16 protein-coding genes and 1 pseudogene are annotated in these 13,438 nt (G+C 35.7%); 4 read left to right on the top strand and 13 right to left on the bottom strand.

The window, feature by feature from the left end; genetic code table 11:
* Window positions 1-306, top strand: a pseudogene (locus tag H3R29_RS06880) (hypothetical protein); the annotation flags it as partial.
* 115 nt (window positions 307-421) lie between these two features.
* On the opposite strand, the gene glmM reads toward H3R29_RS06880, so the two are convergent.
* From glmM to murB, 4 genes are read right to left on the bottom strand one after another with little or no spacing between them, the layout of a single operon-like run.
* The gene (glmM, locus tag H3R29_RS06875) at window positions 422-1,774 is read right to left on the bottom strand and encodes a phosphoglucosamine mutase (RefSeq protein WP_122037440.1); all 1,353 of its coding nucleotides are present in this window, start codon (window positions 1,772-1,774) and stop codon (window positions 422-424) included.
* A 16-nt stretch (window positions 1,775-1,790) separates the two neighbouring features.
* Window positions 1,791-2,768: a YbbR-like domain-containing protein gene (locus tag H3R29_RS06870; RefSeq protein WP_187156513.1), complete on the bottom strand. Its 978-nt coding sequence runs from the start codon at window positions 2,766-2,768 to the stop codon at window positions 1,791-1,793.
* Window positions 2,765-3,610 (bottom strand): diadenylate cyclase CdaA, encoded by an 846-nt coding sequence (gene cdaA, locus H3R29_RS06865; RefSeq protein ID WP_046324641.1) that lies wholly within the window; start codon window positions 3,608-3,610, stop codon window positions 2,765-2,767. Before cdaA ends, H3R29_RS06870 begins: the two co-directional genes overlap by 4 nt.
* 44 nt (window positions 3,611-3,654) lie before the next feature.
* A complete protein-coding gene (gene murB, locus H3R29_RS06860; RefSeq protein WP_110445888.1) occupies window positions 3,655-4,554 on the bottom strand; it encodes a UDP-N-acetylmuramate dehydrogenase in 900 nt (299 codons plus the stop codon).
* A gap of 99 nt (window positions 4,555-4,653) precedes the next feature.
* Between murB and H3R29_RS06855 the strand changes: the two genes are divergently transcribed.
* Window positions 4,654-5,187, top strand: coding sequence for a 3'-5' exonuclease (locus tag H3R29_RS06855; protein ID WP_110445887.1), 534 nt, complete (start codon window positions 4,654-4,656; stop codon window positions 5,185-5,187).
* 33 nt (window positions 5,188-5,220) lie between these two features.
* Here H3R29_RS06855 and tsaE read toward each other — a convergent pair whose 3' ends face one another.
* Genes tsaE through H3R29_RS06840 form a run of 3 tightly spaced genes read right to left on the bottom strand, consistent with a single transcriptional unit; the run spans window position 5,221 to window position 7,389 of the window.
* The gene (gene tsaE, locus H3R29_RS06850) at window positions 5,221-5,694 is read right to left on the bottom strand and encodes a tRNA (adenosine(37)-N6)-threonylcarbamoyltransferase complex ATPase subunit type 1 TsaE (protein WP_110445886.1); all 474 of its coding nucleotides are present in this window, start codon (window positions 5,692-5,694) and stop codon (window positions 5,221-5,223) included.
* Window positions 5,684-6,682, bottom strand: a complete 999-nt coding sequence (gene pta, locus H3R29_RS06845) for a phosphate acetyltransferase (RefSeq protein ID WP_174794331.1) — start codon at window positions 6,680-6,682, stop codon at window positions 5,684-5,686. Before pta ends, tsaE begins: the two co-directional genes overlap by 11 nt.
* An 11-nt stretch (window positions 6,683-6,693) precedes the next feature.
* Complete coding sequence (locus H3R29_RS06840) at window positions 6,694-7,389, bottom strand: uracil-DNA glycosylase (RefSeq protein ID WP_198202873.1); 696 nt, start codon at window positions 7,387-7,389, stop codon at window positions 6,694-6,696.
* Window positions 7,390-7,570: 181 nt separating this feature from the next.
* On the opposite strand from H3R29_RS06840, the gene H3R29_RS06835 reads away from it, so the two are divergent.
* Both H3R29_RS06835 and H3R29_RS06830 read left to right on the top strand, forming a co-directional pair.
* Window positions 7,571-8,446 (top strand): Cof-type HAD-IIB family hydrolase, encoded by an 876-nt coding sequence (locus H3R29_RS06835; protein ID WP_110445883.1) that lies wholly within the window; start codon window positions 7,571-7,573, stop codon window positions 8,444-8,446.
* A 10-nt stretch (window positions 8,447-8,456) separates the two neighbouring features.
* On the top strand, window positions 8,457-8,978 hold the full coding sequence (locus H3R29_RS06830; protein ID WP_174794329.1) for a hypothetical protein: 522 nt from the start codon (window positions 8,457-8,459) through the stop codon (window positions 8,976-8,978).
* A gap of 69 nt (window positions 8,979-9,047) precedes the next feature.
* On the opposite strand, the gene H3R29_RS06825 is transcribed toward H3R29_RS06830, so the two are convergent.
* From H3R29_RS06825 to H3R29_RS06800, 6 genes are all read right to left on the bottom strand, one after another.
* Window positions 9,048-10,229, bottom strand: coding sequence for an ABC transporter ATP-binding protein (locus H3R29_RS06825; protein ID WP_370567390.1), 1,182 nt, complete (start codon window positions 10,227-10,229; stop codon window positions 9,048-9,050).
* Window positions 10,230-10,243: 14 nt separating this feature from the next.
* On the bottom strand, window positions 10,244-10,615 hold the full coding sequence (locus H3R29_RS06820) for an ABC transporter ATP-binding protein (RefSeq protein WP_198202871.1): 372 nt from the start codon (window positions 10,613-10,615) through the stop codon (window positions 10,244-10,246).
* A 204-nt stretch (window positions 10,616-10,819) separates the two neighbouring features.
* Window positions 10,820-11,212: a MerR family transcriptional regulator gene (locus H3R29_RS06815; protein WP_198202870.1), complete on the bottom strand. Its 393-nt coding sequence runs from the start codon at window positions 11,210-11,212 to the stop codon at window positions 10,820-10,822.
* Between the two features lie 13 nt (window positions 11,213-11,225).
* Window positions 11,226-12,080 carry an aldo/keto reductase gene (locus H3R29_RS06810; protein ID WP_198202869.1) on the bottom strand — a complete coding sequence of 285 codons (855 nt, stop codon included), beginning with the start codon at window positions 12,078-12,080 and terminating at the stop codon, window positions 11,226-11,228.
* Between the two features lie 88 nt (window positions 12,081-12,168).
* The gene (locus tag H3R29_RS06805; protein WP_198202868.1) at window positions 12,169-12,738 is read right to left on the bottom strand and encodes a GDSL-type esterase/lipase family protein; all 570 of its coding nucleotides are present in this window, start codon (window positions 12,736-12,738) and stop codon (window positions 12,169-12,171) included.
* A gap of 62 nt (window positions 12,739-12,800) precedes the next feature.
* The gene (locus H3R29_RS06800; protein WP_198202867.1) at window positions 12,801-13,406 is read right to left on the bottom strand and encodes a hypothetical protein; all 606 of its coding nucleotides are present in this window, start codon (window positions 13,404-13,406) and stop codon (window positions 12,801-12,803) included.
* Between the last annotated feature and the right edge of the window lie 32 nt (window positions 13,407-13,438).

The raw sequence follows: 13,438 nt of genomic DNA, 5'->3' as shown, positions 1-13,438 counted from the left end.
ACCAATATTATGACTGTAAAATTTGTGAATGACGCATATCTTTATAATACAAAAGGAGAATTGGGAGACGAATCAAGATTTAGACCTGGTGATACGGTTTCGGTTACAAGTTTAAGATATATATGGGTTCCAGCAGATAAAAAAGCAGAGCTGTTTTATGAAGTTTTAGATTCACCTTCATCAGTGTTAAACTGTAATTTTGTAAAGGTTTCTACTGCTAAATATATTTTTGGTAAACATTTAAAGCCAGTGAATACAGCAGCTGATGTCACGCCAGCCAATATAGAAAAAGAAGTAAAAGAATAATACAAATATTTTTGAGTAAAGTTTGTATAATAAGACCCCAAAATTGAAGTCAATTTTGGGGTCTTATTATTATTTACCTGCTTTTTAACTCAAAAATGCAATGGGTTTATTTTACTTACACGCCCATTTCCTTTTCAACTACATCAGTTATTCTCTTCACATAGGCATCGGTTTCCTCTTGGGTTGGTCCTTCAGCCATTACTCGCAAAAGTGACTGTGTTCCGGAAGGTCGCACTAATACTCTACCATCGTCACCCATATCGTTTTCAACCTCTTTTATTACATCTAAAATAGGTTGATGCTCTTTCCAGGAGTTCTTATCTTTTACCGGAACGTTTACCAGACACTGTGGATATTCTTTAAAATCAGTTAGTAACTCAGTTAGAGTTTTGCCAGTTCTTTTCATCACTAACATCAAATGTAAACCTGTTAGCATTCCGTCACCTGTATTATGATAATCACTCATAATCACGTGACCAGATTGTTCTCCACCTAAATTATAACCATGCGCACGCATTTCTTCTGAAACATAGCGGTCGCCCACTTGAGTCCGAACATTTTTAATACCACGTCTTTGCAACGCTTTAGTAAATCCCAGATTACTCATTACAGTGGTAACGATTGTATCTTTTTTCAAACGGCCACCATCTTCCATATAGCTGCCAAGTATATACATAATATGGTCACCATCAACTTCATGACCATTTTCATCGACAGCGATACAACGATCAGCATCACCGTCAAATGCAAGACCAAGTTGTGCGCCCTGTTTCACTACTTCTTCCTGCAGTTTTTCAGTATGAGTGGCTCCAACGTGATCATTAATGTTAAGGCCATCGGGATGAATAGCAATAGTAGTGAAGTCAACGCCACAATCAGCAAATAACCGAGAAATTAGGCTGCTGGCGGCACCATTTGCACCATCAATAACAACCTTAATACCACTAAGGTCTTCAGGAATAGTATTTTCAATAAATTGTAAATATTTGGCACTACCTTCATGAAAATCGGTAACAGAACCCAATCCTTTGGCAGAAGGTCGAGGTAAACTATCTTCAGGGGCATCAATCAATTTTTCAATTTCGCCTTCCATTTCGTCCGACAATTTCAAACCATCGCTGCCAAAGAACTTAATACCATTGTCTTCCACAGGATTATGGGAAGCAGAAATTTGAACACCTGCATCAGCGCCTTGAGCACGAACTAGATACGATAATCCCGGTGTAGTAATTACACCTACCTCCAAGACCTCAATTCCAACAGAAAGAAGTCCCGATATTAAGGCATATTCTAACATCTGGCCAGAAATCCTGGTATCACGAGAAACCAAAACTTTGGCCTGTTCTTCTTTAGACTTGTTTTTAGTTAAGACGTAACCACCGTCTCGCCCTAGTTTAAATGCCAATTCAGGAGATAAATCTTGATTAGCCACCCCACGTACACCATCAGTGCCAAAATATTTTAACATTACTAAACAACCTTTCTTATTTATTAACATTTTGTGTGTCTTTTGTATTTTCTACTTTTACATCAACATTAATTTGCCTTGGATTCGATTTAACTACACCGTCAGGTAAATTGAAAGTAATAGTTTTGGTAGCAGAAACGTTAACAGAACCTAAATCAACCGGAACTTTCAAGCGCTTAACTTTCGCCAGAGCATCTTCATTGCCATATAAAGTTACATATTTAGTTTTAGCAGTCAATGAGTAAATTTTATTTGTTTTTTCATGTTCAGGCTCAAGCTGAACTTTTACTACTTTTTTTGCCGTTGTAATAGGTATTGTTACTTTAGCAGTTGCAGGATCAATTATTACATTCAACTGTCTGCCCTTATTATCTACTGCAATCAGGTTTACCTGGCGCTCATAAGTGTGATCAATACCATTAGGTAAAACCACCCTGGCAACAATCTGATCGATTTGATCAACTTCTGAGCGAGCCCCAGTTACCTCCACCTGTTGTGGATAAACACTGGAATGACCTCTCTGATAACCAGGGGCTACAGCACCCTTATTATACTCTATTTGTACAGGCATTGTAGTTGACTTACGTCGCTGAATGTCAACAGTAATATTTCGCGGCTTGACTGAATAAGAAATTTGCTTATTAATGCCATTAATATGAATTTTGACATTATGCTTACCAATGCTTTTTTTCGTCAAGTCAATGTAAGCTCTAAAATTTTGGGTATTGATCGTAGAAGTAACAAGTGCCGTAGACCCTTCCAAAGTAACACTAACTCTTTCGGGATAGCCTACAACGTAATACTTATCCGTATCAACTGAAACCTGCAAAGGTACTTTGATAGTTTCAGTCTTATTAGCAGTTTGCTTTGTCTTTTCAGTTTGTCCCTGAGATAAAAATCCTTCTTGGGTGGAATTGACATAAATAACTAATAAAACTGCAATTAAAAGGGAAACCAGCCTGATAAACCAAGATTTTTTCCAAAACTCTTTCATCGGTCAGCACCCCATTTCCATATTTTACGGATAATTTTTTGATACCATTTATCATTATCATTTTTCTTTGGTACCAATTCAGCAGTAAGATATTTTAGATATTCATCCCGAGTCATATCGACCATAAAGCGACCGTTACGGGTAATTGTTACCCCACCTGTTTCCTCGGACACAACGACGGTAATTGCATCTGTCACTTCGGAAATCCCTACAGCAGCCCGGTGACGGGTTCCCAATCTTTTAGGAATCATACTATTATCTGAAAGTGGTAAATAAGCTGCTGCCACTGCAATTTTGTGATCCTTGTTAATAATCACGGCACCATCGTGTAATGGAGTATTAGGAATAAAAATGTTAATTAATAATTCTCCTGTAACATCGGCGTTAAGCTTAATCCCAGTTTCAATATAATCTTCCAGGCCAGTTTCTTGCTGGATAGTAATGAGTGCCCCAATCCTTCTTTTTGACATATATTGAATAGCTTTGTCAATTTCATTAATAAACTTAATTGATTCGCTTCGAGCACTGTCCTCGCGACCGCCAAAAATTGGCAGGCGTCCTAAATGTTCGAGACCACGTCTAATTTCTGGTTGAAAAATCACAATAATTCCAACTACAGACCAAGAAACAATTTGGTCAATCAGCCAAGTCGTGGTATGTAGTTGCAGTATCCCTGCAATAATACGCACGATAAAAATCAGCACAATTCCCTTGGCTAATTGGACAGCCTTAGTTCCCCTGATTAAAATAACTAAGTGATAAACTACAAACCAGATAATCAGGACATCAAGAATCGTAGATAAGTTGCCCCAAGTAAAAATATGTGCTCCGCTAGTTTGCATAAATACTCCTTTCTCTAATGTGTGAACATAATAATTGTAGCAGTTTATTCATCAGGTTCGCCAATTATTCTAACTTCAGTTTGCAAATCCAAACCAAATTGAGACTTGATTTTTGCCTGTATCAGATGAATTAAATTGAGGTAATCAGTCGCAGTAGCATTACCCTTATTTACAATAAATCCGGCGTGCTTGGTGGAATCTTGAGCGCCACCAATTTGCTTACCTTGTAATCCTGCCTTAATAATCATTGGACCAACATAGTGACCGGCCGGTCGTTTAAAAACACTGCCACATGAGGGGTATTCAAGCGGCTGTTTATATTTACGCAAAGCATTAAGATAATTCATTTCTGCTAAAATACGACTTTTGGCAGATCTTTTTAATGCAAAAACAGCCTCTATAACGATATCACCATTATCCTGGACTAATGAATGTCTATAAGAAAAATTCATTTCAGATAAAGAATATTGCTTTATTTTTCCCTTCCGCGTCATCACCTTGACACTTTGAATAACGTTACTAGTTTCACCTCCATAAGCACCAGCGTTCATGAAAACTGCACCACCAACACTTCCTGGTATCCCAGCTGCGAATTCTAACCCACTTAGGCCATGATGTGCAGCTGTAAAAGCCGTATCCACAATAGTAGCTCCTGCTTGAGCAACAACCTGATTACCTTCAACCTTAATTTGGTTCATCGCGGTTAATATTAAAACCAGACCTGAAATACCACCATCACGTATAATTAAGTTAGAAGCATTGCCTATTACAGTTAAGGGAATCTGGTTATCATAAGCAGCAAGGACTAAATCTCTTAATTCACTTTCACTGTGAGGAAAAGCAAGTAATTCAGCTGGACCTCCTGTTTTCGTAAATGTGTATTTACTAAGTGGAACCTGTTTTTTTATTTCTAAACCTTTTTTGGTTAAATCTGATAACTTCAAAACCAAAATCCCCTTTTATCTAATCTTTTTCTATTTTACCTCATTCAGTTAAGAGCTTCATCATATGTTATACTAAAATTAAAATTTAAAGGAGATAACATGAATTTTATTGCGATGGATTTCGAAACAGCCAATAGACATCCTGAAAGTGCCTGTTCTTTGGCCTTGGTAATGGTTCGCAACAACCAAATTGTAGATCGCTTTTATACTGTAATTAATCCGCAAATGCCTTTTGATGCACGCAATATTCAAATCCACGATATCACTGCAGAAGACGTTAAGGATGCTCCGACTATGGCCGAAGTTTGGCCTAAAATCAAAGCACTCTATCAGCCTGGGATGTTGGTTACAGCTCATAATGCCCGTTTTGATACTAATGTAATGCGACAAAGCTTAGCTCGCTATGATATTCCTGAACCACATTATTTTGTCATCGATACCTTGCAGACCAGCAAATTATTTGAACCCCAGCTGCCTAATCACAAACTGGATACAGTTTCTAAAGCTCTTAACGTGGAATTATGGCATCATCATAATGCTCTCAGTGATAGTGAAGCCTGCGCAGGAATTTTGATAGCACAAAATGAAAAATATGGAGACGAGGCTCTCAAAGGTTTGGTCTACCAAATATAAGCAAAAAAAGCAGGGTTAAAAAACCCTACTTTTTTAGGTTAGTAACTGCAAAATATTTTTGACCCATTGTTTATATCTTTCACCCTTTGCCTCAAATTCAACTACTCGTTTAGTTGAAGACCAGCTATCATCTACTCTTTTAATGGTCAGTTGTAAAAATTGCTCAGGAAGTTCTTTTTGAATTACGTCTGGCCATTCAATTACAACTATTCCCGGTTCAGACAAATAGTTAGTCAAATCGATGGAAGATAAATCATCATTTTCTAAGCGATAAAAATCCATATGAAATAATGGCAGCTTGGCTTCAGGATATTCCCTCACAATAGTAAAAGTGGGACTTTTTACTGGGCGTTTAATTCCCAGTGCCCTGCCAATTCCCTGAGTTAAAGTCGTTTTACCAGCTCCGAGATCGCCATTTAACAGTAATAAATCATGTGCCTGGGCGGTCTGAGCAATAGCTGCACCAAGCTCCTGCATTTTCTGAGCAGAATCAATACTAAGCTTCATTGTTTTCATCCCTTAATAACGCCTGCGCAGCAGTTAAAATTGCGATATTATAAACGTCCTGTGTACTGGCACCTCGTGACAGGTCGTTAACAGGTTTCTGTAATCCCTGCAAAATAGGACCAATAGCTGCAAAATTGCCCAAACGCTGAGCAATTTTATAGGAAATATTACCAGATTGCAGTTCAGGAAATATGAAGATATTTGCTTGGCCCTTTATTGCGGAAGCAGGAGCCTTTTTAGCCGCCACATCCGGCACAAAAGCGGCATCGAATTGCAGTTCGCCATCTGCTGGAATTTCAGGGTGCTCTTTATGAAAAAGCGCAGCGGCTTTCTTAACTTTGGTAACCATATCGCCTTTAGCTGAACCTTTAGTTGAAAAACTCAAAAATGCAACTTTAGGATTTATATCAATCATTTGTGCGGTTTGAACTGATTGGTATGCAATTTCCGCCAATGTTTCACTATCTGGCTCTAAATTGATAGCACAATCTGCAAAAATATATTTCTCATCTTGGCGTTCCATAATGAAACTGCCAGAAACGCGTTTCATCCCTTCAGAGGTATGAATCAATTGTAGAGCAGGTCTAACCGTTTCAGCGGTTGAATGAGTTGCTCCAGATACCATGCCATCGGCCAGACCCATTTTCACCAACATAGTACCAAAATAATTGGGCTCATTTAATATTTCAGCAATATCAGCCTGCGGGACATTTTTTCTACGTGCCTTTACAAAGCTCTGGACCATCGCTTTTTTGCTTTTATAGTGAATCGGATCAACTATTGCTAATTCGTTAAAAGCTAAATTGTTTTTGCGGATTATATTGGTTATTTTTTCAGTATTACCTAATAAAATAGGCTTGATAATATTTGCCAGGGATAACTGACTGGCTGCATTTAAAATACGTATGTCATTTCCTTCCGGAAAAACTATTTGATATACTTTTTTCGAATTTTGCACCTTATTTTTTAATAGATCAAAAACGCTCATTTATCTCCTACCTATGCTAAATCTGCTTGTGTAACCTTTGTGGGTAATTGCCAATCGATTGGGGTTTCTTCGAAATTTTTCAGCGCTTCATTACAACGCGAAAATGGTCTTGAACCAAAAAATCCCCTGTCAGCTGAATATGGACTTGGATGAGCTGATTTAATCACAAAATTTTTGTCTTGGTCAATTAAAACGATTTTGTTTTGAGCAAAGCGCCCCCACAAAATAAAGACTACTTTACCACGATCGCTCAAAGCTTTAATTGCGGCATCGGTCACAGCTTCCCAACCCTTTCCTTGATGACCATTAGCATGACCATAAGGAACTGTCAAAACAGCATTTAACAATAATACTCCCTGATCTGCCCATTTTTTTAAGTAGCCGTGATTAACTGGACGGCAACCAACATCGTCATATAATTCCTTATAAATATTTTGAAGGGAAGGAGGCAATTTCACTCCCGGATTAACCGAAAAACTCATTCCAGTTGCCTGACCAGGATTGTGATATGGATCTTGTCCTAAAATCACAACTTTCGTATTTGCAAACGAGGTTAGTTTGAAAGCAGTAAAAATATGATACATATCAGGATAAATTTTCTTTGTAGCATATTCTGTTTTTAAAAATTCATGTAATTGCTGATATTCTTTGCTTGCGAAAACGGGAGCTAATATTTCATCCCAGTCGTTACCAATAAACTTTTTCATTATTTCAACAGGCCTCTCTTTCACTAACTTTTATGGTATCATGAAATTAATTATCGATGTGGTGAAATTTAATACATTTTAGCTCTTTTTATTATCTAAAATTATAAAAGCAAGAATTTCTTCATATATGGTAATATGGTAGATAAAGAAATGATCTGTAACTAGGAGGAGTTAATTATCTGTGATTAAATTAGTAGCTTGTGATTTAGACGGAACCCTTTTTAACAGCGATATGAGAATTTCAGACGAAAACGCATCTGCAATTCGAGCAGCACAAAGAAATGGAATTGAATTTTTAGTAGCTACGGGGCGTGCACCACGGCAATCACGGAAAACTATTAGAGATTATGGCTTAAAAACGGGTTTTATTAATATCAATGGTGCCTTAGTATATGATGAAAATGATAATTTGCAGATTAAGCATAAATTACCTAATGAGAAGGCACGTGTAATCGCAAATATTCTTGAACAAAACAATATTTATTTTGAATTAGTTACCGCCGAGCAAATATATTCAAGTGATATCAGTAAACGTGTGGTTAACTTAGCTCGTGCACTAATGACTCTGAATCCAGGAGTAACTTTTAAAAAAGCAGTTGCAACCGCGGCTGGTAGTAACGCTATGTTTAGTATGACCTTGGAAAAAGACTTTGATAAGTTATTAACTAACCCCAAAACCGAAATTATGAAAATAATTGCTTTTGATGCACACGGACCTGCTGCTTTTACTAAAGTTAAAAAAGAAATCAAGGATGTAGACGGTGTTGTTGTGACATCAAGCTCTGCAGCTAACATTGAGATTAACGATATTAAAGCACAGAAAGGCCCTGCTCTTTTAGATTATGCCAGAAAAAAAGGTATCAAAACAGAGGAAGTAGCCGCAATTGGGGATAATCTCAATGATGCCAGTATGATTAGGGATGCAGGTGTTGGAGTAGCTATGGCAAATGCAGTACCCGCTATTAAGAAATTAGCACAAGTCCGGACTAAATCAAACAATGATAATGGAGTTGCTTATATTTTAAGGAAATTTATTAAAAATAACGCAAAAGAATAGAGGTGCTTAAATGCGCTACTTATTGGAATTAACTCAGAAACAGGAATATGGTCAAATACCTGTCGCAAATGAAGAAGACCAAATTGAATATATTATTCAAGGTAATTTAGATAATCCTAATCACACCCTGTACTTAAAAAGGTTTACCGGCAAAGAAATAGGACGACTGTACACTGATGGTAATGGCATTATCTCTTCTTACACCATTGATGTGGTTAATCACTCTTTGGTTAAAGTTAAAAGGTTAAACAATAAGGTAGCTAACCTTTTCTATGTTACTCGCTTAAACTACATAGTTACTGGCAGTATTAAAAAAGGAAGCTATAAATTTCTTTTTGGTGTCAAAAAAGTTGCCACAGTTAGGACTGTTGTTCGCAGTGAGGGTGTCGTTTTAATTTGTGATATTGATCGTCCTGAAGATGTACCCTTTATCCTATTGTGTGCCACGCTTTTTACTCAATGGCATACCACCCCGTTACGACTGCCAACTTTTCCACCCGTTGGTCGTAAATATAATGTTAATTTTAATTAAAAAGGCGCTACTTGCATGATAGCTTAGCTAAACTGCTAGTAACGCTTTTTTAGGCTAGTTTACAAAATATTATTTTAATAGCAAATTTTTGAAGGAAAAGTTAGCAACTTCTGCACTTCGATGTGAAACAACAATTACGCTTTCCACCCTATTTAATAATTTTTGCAATAAATCTTGTGCTGTTTTCAGGTCAATACTGGAAAAGCTCTCATCCAGTAAAATTAATTTACCCTTAGTATCGATTAGTCTAGCTAACGCAATACGTTGAGTTTGACCGCCAGATAAGGAATTATAATGCCAATTTTCATTAACTTCAAAATCTTGTTTTACCCTATCTAGACTTGCTTTATTATAGTTTCGTCCCAGCAAGATATTATAATTAATACTGCGAGGAAACACTGTCACTGTCTGGGGCAGATAGATAATTATTGAGTTTATTACGTTACGGGGTATAACAGTAATATTGATCCCATTTAGTAAAATTTCGCCTTTAGTAGGAGTAAGTTGACCTGTTGCCAATTTAAGTAACGTGGATTTACCCCGGCCAGAAATCCCATTTAATTTATAAAAATCACCTTTTTTAAAGACATAAGAAAAATTATGCAGGATTTTTTCTTTTGCATTAGGATATGAAAAGGTGACATTTTTAAATTCCAGTGACTGAAACTCCATTGAAAAATTAGTTTTAACAAAATTATCATTTTCACATTCCTCTTGTCCTTTCAGCTCATTAAATTTAGCAAAAATACTGGAAGTAGAAAGCAATTGTGCAAAGTAACGATTAATAATTCCGGCAGAGTCAAAAACCTTAGTAGCTAATTCAGCAGTGGACAAAATAGCACCTGCACTAATTTTTCCTTGAAAATGTAGAAGTCCTGTAATACCTAGAATAAGAAGTTGACTACCAATATTGATTACACCTGTAATAATATCCACAGCGGAACGTCTGACAGTGTTATGTACATTTGCCTGCTTTAAACTTTGTGATCCCGTCGCGACTAACTTCTTGATTTCACCCAAAGCGTTAAAAGCGTATAGAGTATCATAGCCGTGTAAACCGCTACTAGTAAATTTTAAAAAATTTTCGTTAGCCTGAGAAATTTTAGTAACCCCTGCTGTCAGAAATCTTTTGCAGAACCGCGGGACTAATATAATCACTAAAACTAATAAAATAGCTGCAAGAAATAGAATATTGCTATAAAGGTATAAAGCTATTAACGCAAAAATTGCATTACCACTAAAACGTATTATTAGAAAAAAGGTATTCAGACCTTCTTTTGAATTAAATTGACATCATTTTGCAGGTAAGACTCATAATAATCCACTGGATTTTGTTTAAATTCATTTTGAGAAAGTTTAATTAGACTAGTAACAATGTCATTGCGAATATTGCTAAGAATATCTTGTATAACTGTTTCTTGAATATAACTTTCTAGAAAAGAAATAAGAAACGTGAGAAACCAAAGTAAAAAGATCACTACCAACATGCTAACAAAAGGCCTAATTTTGCCGGCAATTAAATAATTTGCCAGTACGGCCATTTTGGTAGCAGCCAAAACTTGCAATACAGAATTTACTAAAAGTAATAGACAAGATGTTATAACTGCAAATGCATGTTTTTTGAGATAATGATACATTTTGGCCCTCCTTTATTAGTTCACATGGCAATAAAATAATTTCAGCAAAAGCTTTAATTATTTTTTAATTTATTAGTAATATTAACAAATTAAATTATGCTAAACAAGATATAATTGTAATTGTTCCAAATTTAACTTCTAACCAATAACAAAAACACTCCTAAAATTACTAATTAGTTTTAAGAGCGTTTATCGTGGCAAGGCTTAAATGCGTTTTTCATATGCCAGTTTTTCTTTTTCAAAACTTAACAATTGATCATCAAAATGATCAATTTTATAATCAAGATAATTAACTGTTTTTTTAATATTTATAATTTCCTTATTCAGCTGGCTTCGTTGCACAATTAGCAAATGTTTCCGTATTTCTGCAGTTGAAGAGTCTTTCATATATAAATTGACAAACTTTTTTAATTTTTTGATAGACATACCTGCTTTACGTAAAACCATAATGTAAAAAACCCAGTTTTGCTCTTTTGTGTCATACACGCGATAGCCATTTTTGTCCCTCTTAACAGTAGGTATCAGCTTTTCTTTTTCCCAGTAACGTAAGGTATCTTTAGATAAGCTAAATTTTTTACTGATTTCGTTTATTGTCAAAATTCGTTTTCCTTTAATCTACGTTTCTAATTAAATCATGAATATTTTTCACTGATGCTGGATCACGATGATCAAAAAACTGACTTTCATTTTTATCCAGATTTTTTATTTGTGCCATTTCTGCTTGATTTAATTCAAAGTCAAAAATTTTACTGTTTTCTACCAAGCGATCGTGATGAATTGATTTTGGAATGACTACTATTCCTCTTTGAACTAACCAGCGTAAGATAACTTGACCAGTTGTTTTATGATGATCTGCAGCTATTTGCCTAATTAGTGAATTAGTAAACATATGATGCTTTCCTTCCGCGAAAGGTGCCCAAGCTTCGGGTTGAATTTTATTTTCTTGGAGGAAAGAAACTTCTTTTGCTTCTTGCATCCAAGGATTAATTTCAATTTGGTCAACAACAGGACGGATATCATTATACAAACTTAAATCGAGAACACGGTCTGGTGAAAAATTAGAAACTCCAATTGCTCTGATAATTCCGGCCTTATATGCTTCTTCCATTGCACGCCAGGAACCATAAACATCACCATAAGGTTGATGTATTAGATACAGATCTAAATAATCAAGCTGTAATTTTCTTAGAGAATTGGTAATTGCCCGTTTGGTTGCCTCATAACCTGTATCAGATACCCACAATTTAGTGGTGATAAACAAATCGGTTCTATCAACTCCACTGTTTTTAATGGCCTTTCCTACAGCCTCTTCATTACCATATGATGAAGCTGTGTCAATTAGACGATATCCTATTCGGATTGCATCCACAACTACATTTTCAGCCATAGTCAGGTCAGTTATTTGAAAAACTCCTATACCTAGAGTAGGCATTGATATACCATTATTTAGTGTTGTTTCTATCATTTTGGTACTCCTTTATTAATTTGTAATAAAGTGTATACCTTAGAGTTAGCTCCATAGCAAGGATTTTTTCTAATACTGAGCTTGATTCCTATTCTTGCAGTTTTTTAACTATTAAATTTGCTAATAGGTTATATCCTTCTTTTCCAAAATGTAAGCCGTCATCCAATTGCCCTTTACAGAGTGTTGTTAAATTGCCATGACCAATCATAGCTTGGAATAGATTAATAAAATTTAAATTGTAGGTTTCTGCTAACTTAATCAGCTCAACAGTATAAACAGCAATTTCACGGTTGGTCCGCTTATTTTGCCTATTTTGATCAACAGCAGGAGGGGAAATTAAAATTACATTTTGAGGATAATATAAACAAATTATGCTAGATATAATGAGAGCCATGTTTCTCTTGAATTGAGCGATAGGTACCCGCTTGTGTTTTGCTATATCGTTTGTTCCCAAAAGCAATACCAACTTATCGCAGCGTTCAACTTTTAGGATCAAATCTGGCAATAATGCATAAAAAGCTCCCGAATTTACTCCGGAAACTGCAGTATTGACAATCTCAATATCAGGTATTTTTGCTTTAATTGCATTGTTAATACGAGGTTCTTTTAGTCCTTCTTTACGGGCAATAATGCTGTCCCCTGTTAATAGTAGTTTCACTTTTTCTCCTTTTTAAAACTAAAAACTGTAATCACAATTAGTTGCGACTACAGTTTCAATAATTAACGTGGGTTAATTTTACTATATTTCATATCTTTAAATTCAAATGCACTATACTTATTTGTTATAGATTTTGTTTTAAAAAATTGGTTAGTTACTAAACCATCTTCTGGATTACTTTGAAATAAAACTTTATGTTTTTTACCAGCTATTTTTTCAGTCTTAACTGTGAAAGCATTTCCGTTTTTAGTTGTCTTTTCCTGTACCGGACTTAGTATGATCCACTTACTCCCATGCATTTTTTTACTAGATACTCGTAAATATTTTGCTAAAATGCTCTGATTTTCCTCTTGCCAAGCTGAAGACATTTCCCAAGGATATTTCTTTGTGCCTTTGACCATTCCGACTTTAATTACTTTAAAATAATCATTAGTTAACGGCATATTGATCGCAGACGCATGAATACTCATTGGGTTGGGGGTAAAATTGTTATTGCTATACCATTTGCCACGCCAGGTTTTGGGAAATCTAAATTGTTTTGCAAAACCATATTTGTTTTTCTTGGTTTGCGCAGCCTGCACGGTTTTTGGTTGAACACTTGCAAGTGGCACTGTCATAGGTATAGCTAAGCCTGCTAATGCAAATATAGTAATAAATTTTTTAGCCATTTTTCTCTCCTGTAAAACAATATTGTGTTTTT

The sequence above is a fragment of the Lactobacillus sp. M0393 genome, assembly GCF_016102025.1.
Lineage (GTDB): Bacteria > Bacillota > Bacilli > Lactobacillales > Lactobacillaceae > Lactobacillus > Lactobacillus melliventris.
This window is presented reverse-complemented; position numbering and strand designations above follow the sequence as displayed.

Bases quoted from the DNA above. Each gene is read 5' to 3' on its own strand.
- glmM (WP_122037440.1), bottom strand. From the start codon at position 1,774: ATGTTAAAATATTTTGGCACTGATGGTGTACGTGGGGTGGCTAATCAA.
- H3R29_RS06870 (WP_187156513.1), bottom strand. From the start codon at position 2,768: ATGAAAGAGTTTTGGAAAAAATCTTGGTTTATCAGGCTGGTTTCCCTT.
- cdaA (WP_046324641.1), bottom strand. From the start codon at position 3,610: ATGCAAACTAGCGGAGCACATATTTTTACTTGGGGCAACTTATCTACG.
- H3R29_RS06855 (WP_110445887.1), top strand. From the start codon at position 4,654: ATGAATTTTATTGCGATGGATTTCGAAACAGCCAATAGACATCCTGAA.
- tsaE (WP_110445886.1), bottom strand. From the start codon at position 5,694: ATGAAGCTTAGTATTGATTCTGCTCAGAAAATGCAGGAGCTTGGTGCA.
- pta (WP_174794331.1), bottom strand. From the start codon at position 6,682: ATGAGCGTTTTTGATCTATTAAAAAATAAGGTGCAAAATTCGAAAAAA.
- H3R29_RS06840 (WP_198202873.1), bottom strand. From the start codon at position 7,389: ATGAAAAAGTTTATTGGTAACGACTGGGATGAAATATTAGCTCCCGTT.
- H3R29_RS06830 (WP_174794329.1), top strand. From the start codon at position 8,457: ATGCGCTACTTATTGGAATTAACTCAGAAACAGGAATATGGTCAAATA.
- H3R29_RS06820 (WP_198202871.1), bottom strand. From the start codon at position 10,615: ATGTATCATTATCTCAAAAAACATGCATTTGCAGTTATAACATCTTGT.
- H3R29_RS06810 (WP_198202869.1), bottom strand. From the start codon at position 12,080: ATGATAGAAACAACACTAAATAATGGTATATCAATGCCTACTCTAGGT.
- H3R29_RS06800 (WP_198202867.1), bottom strand. From the start codon at position 13,406: ATGGCTAAAAAATTTATTACTATATTTGCATTAGCAGGCTTAGCTATA.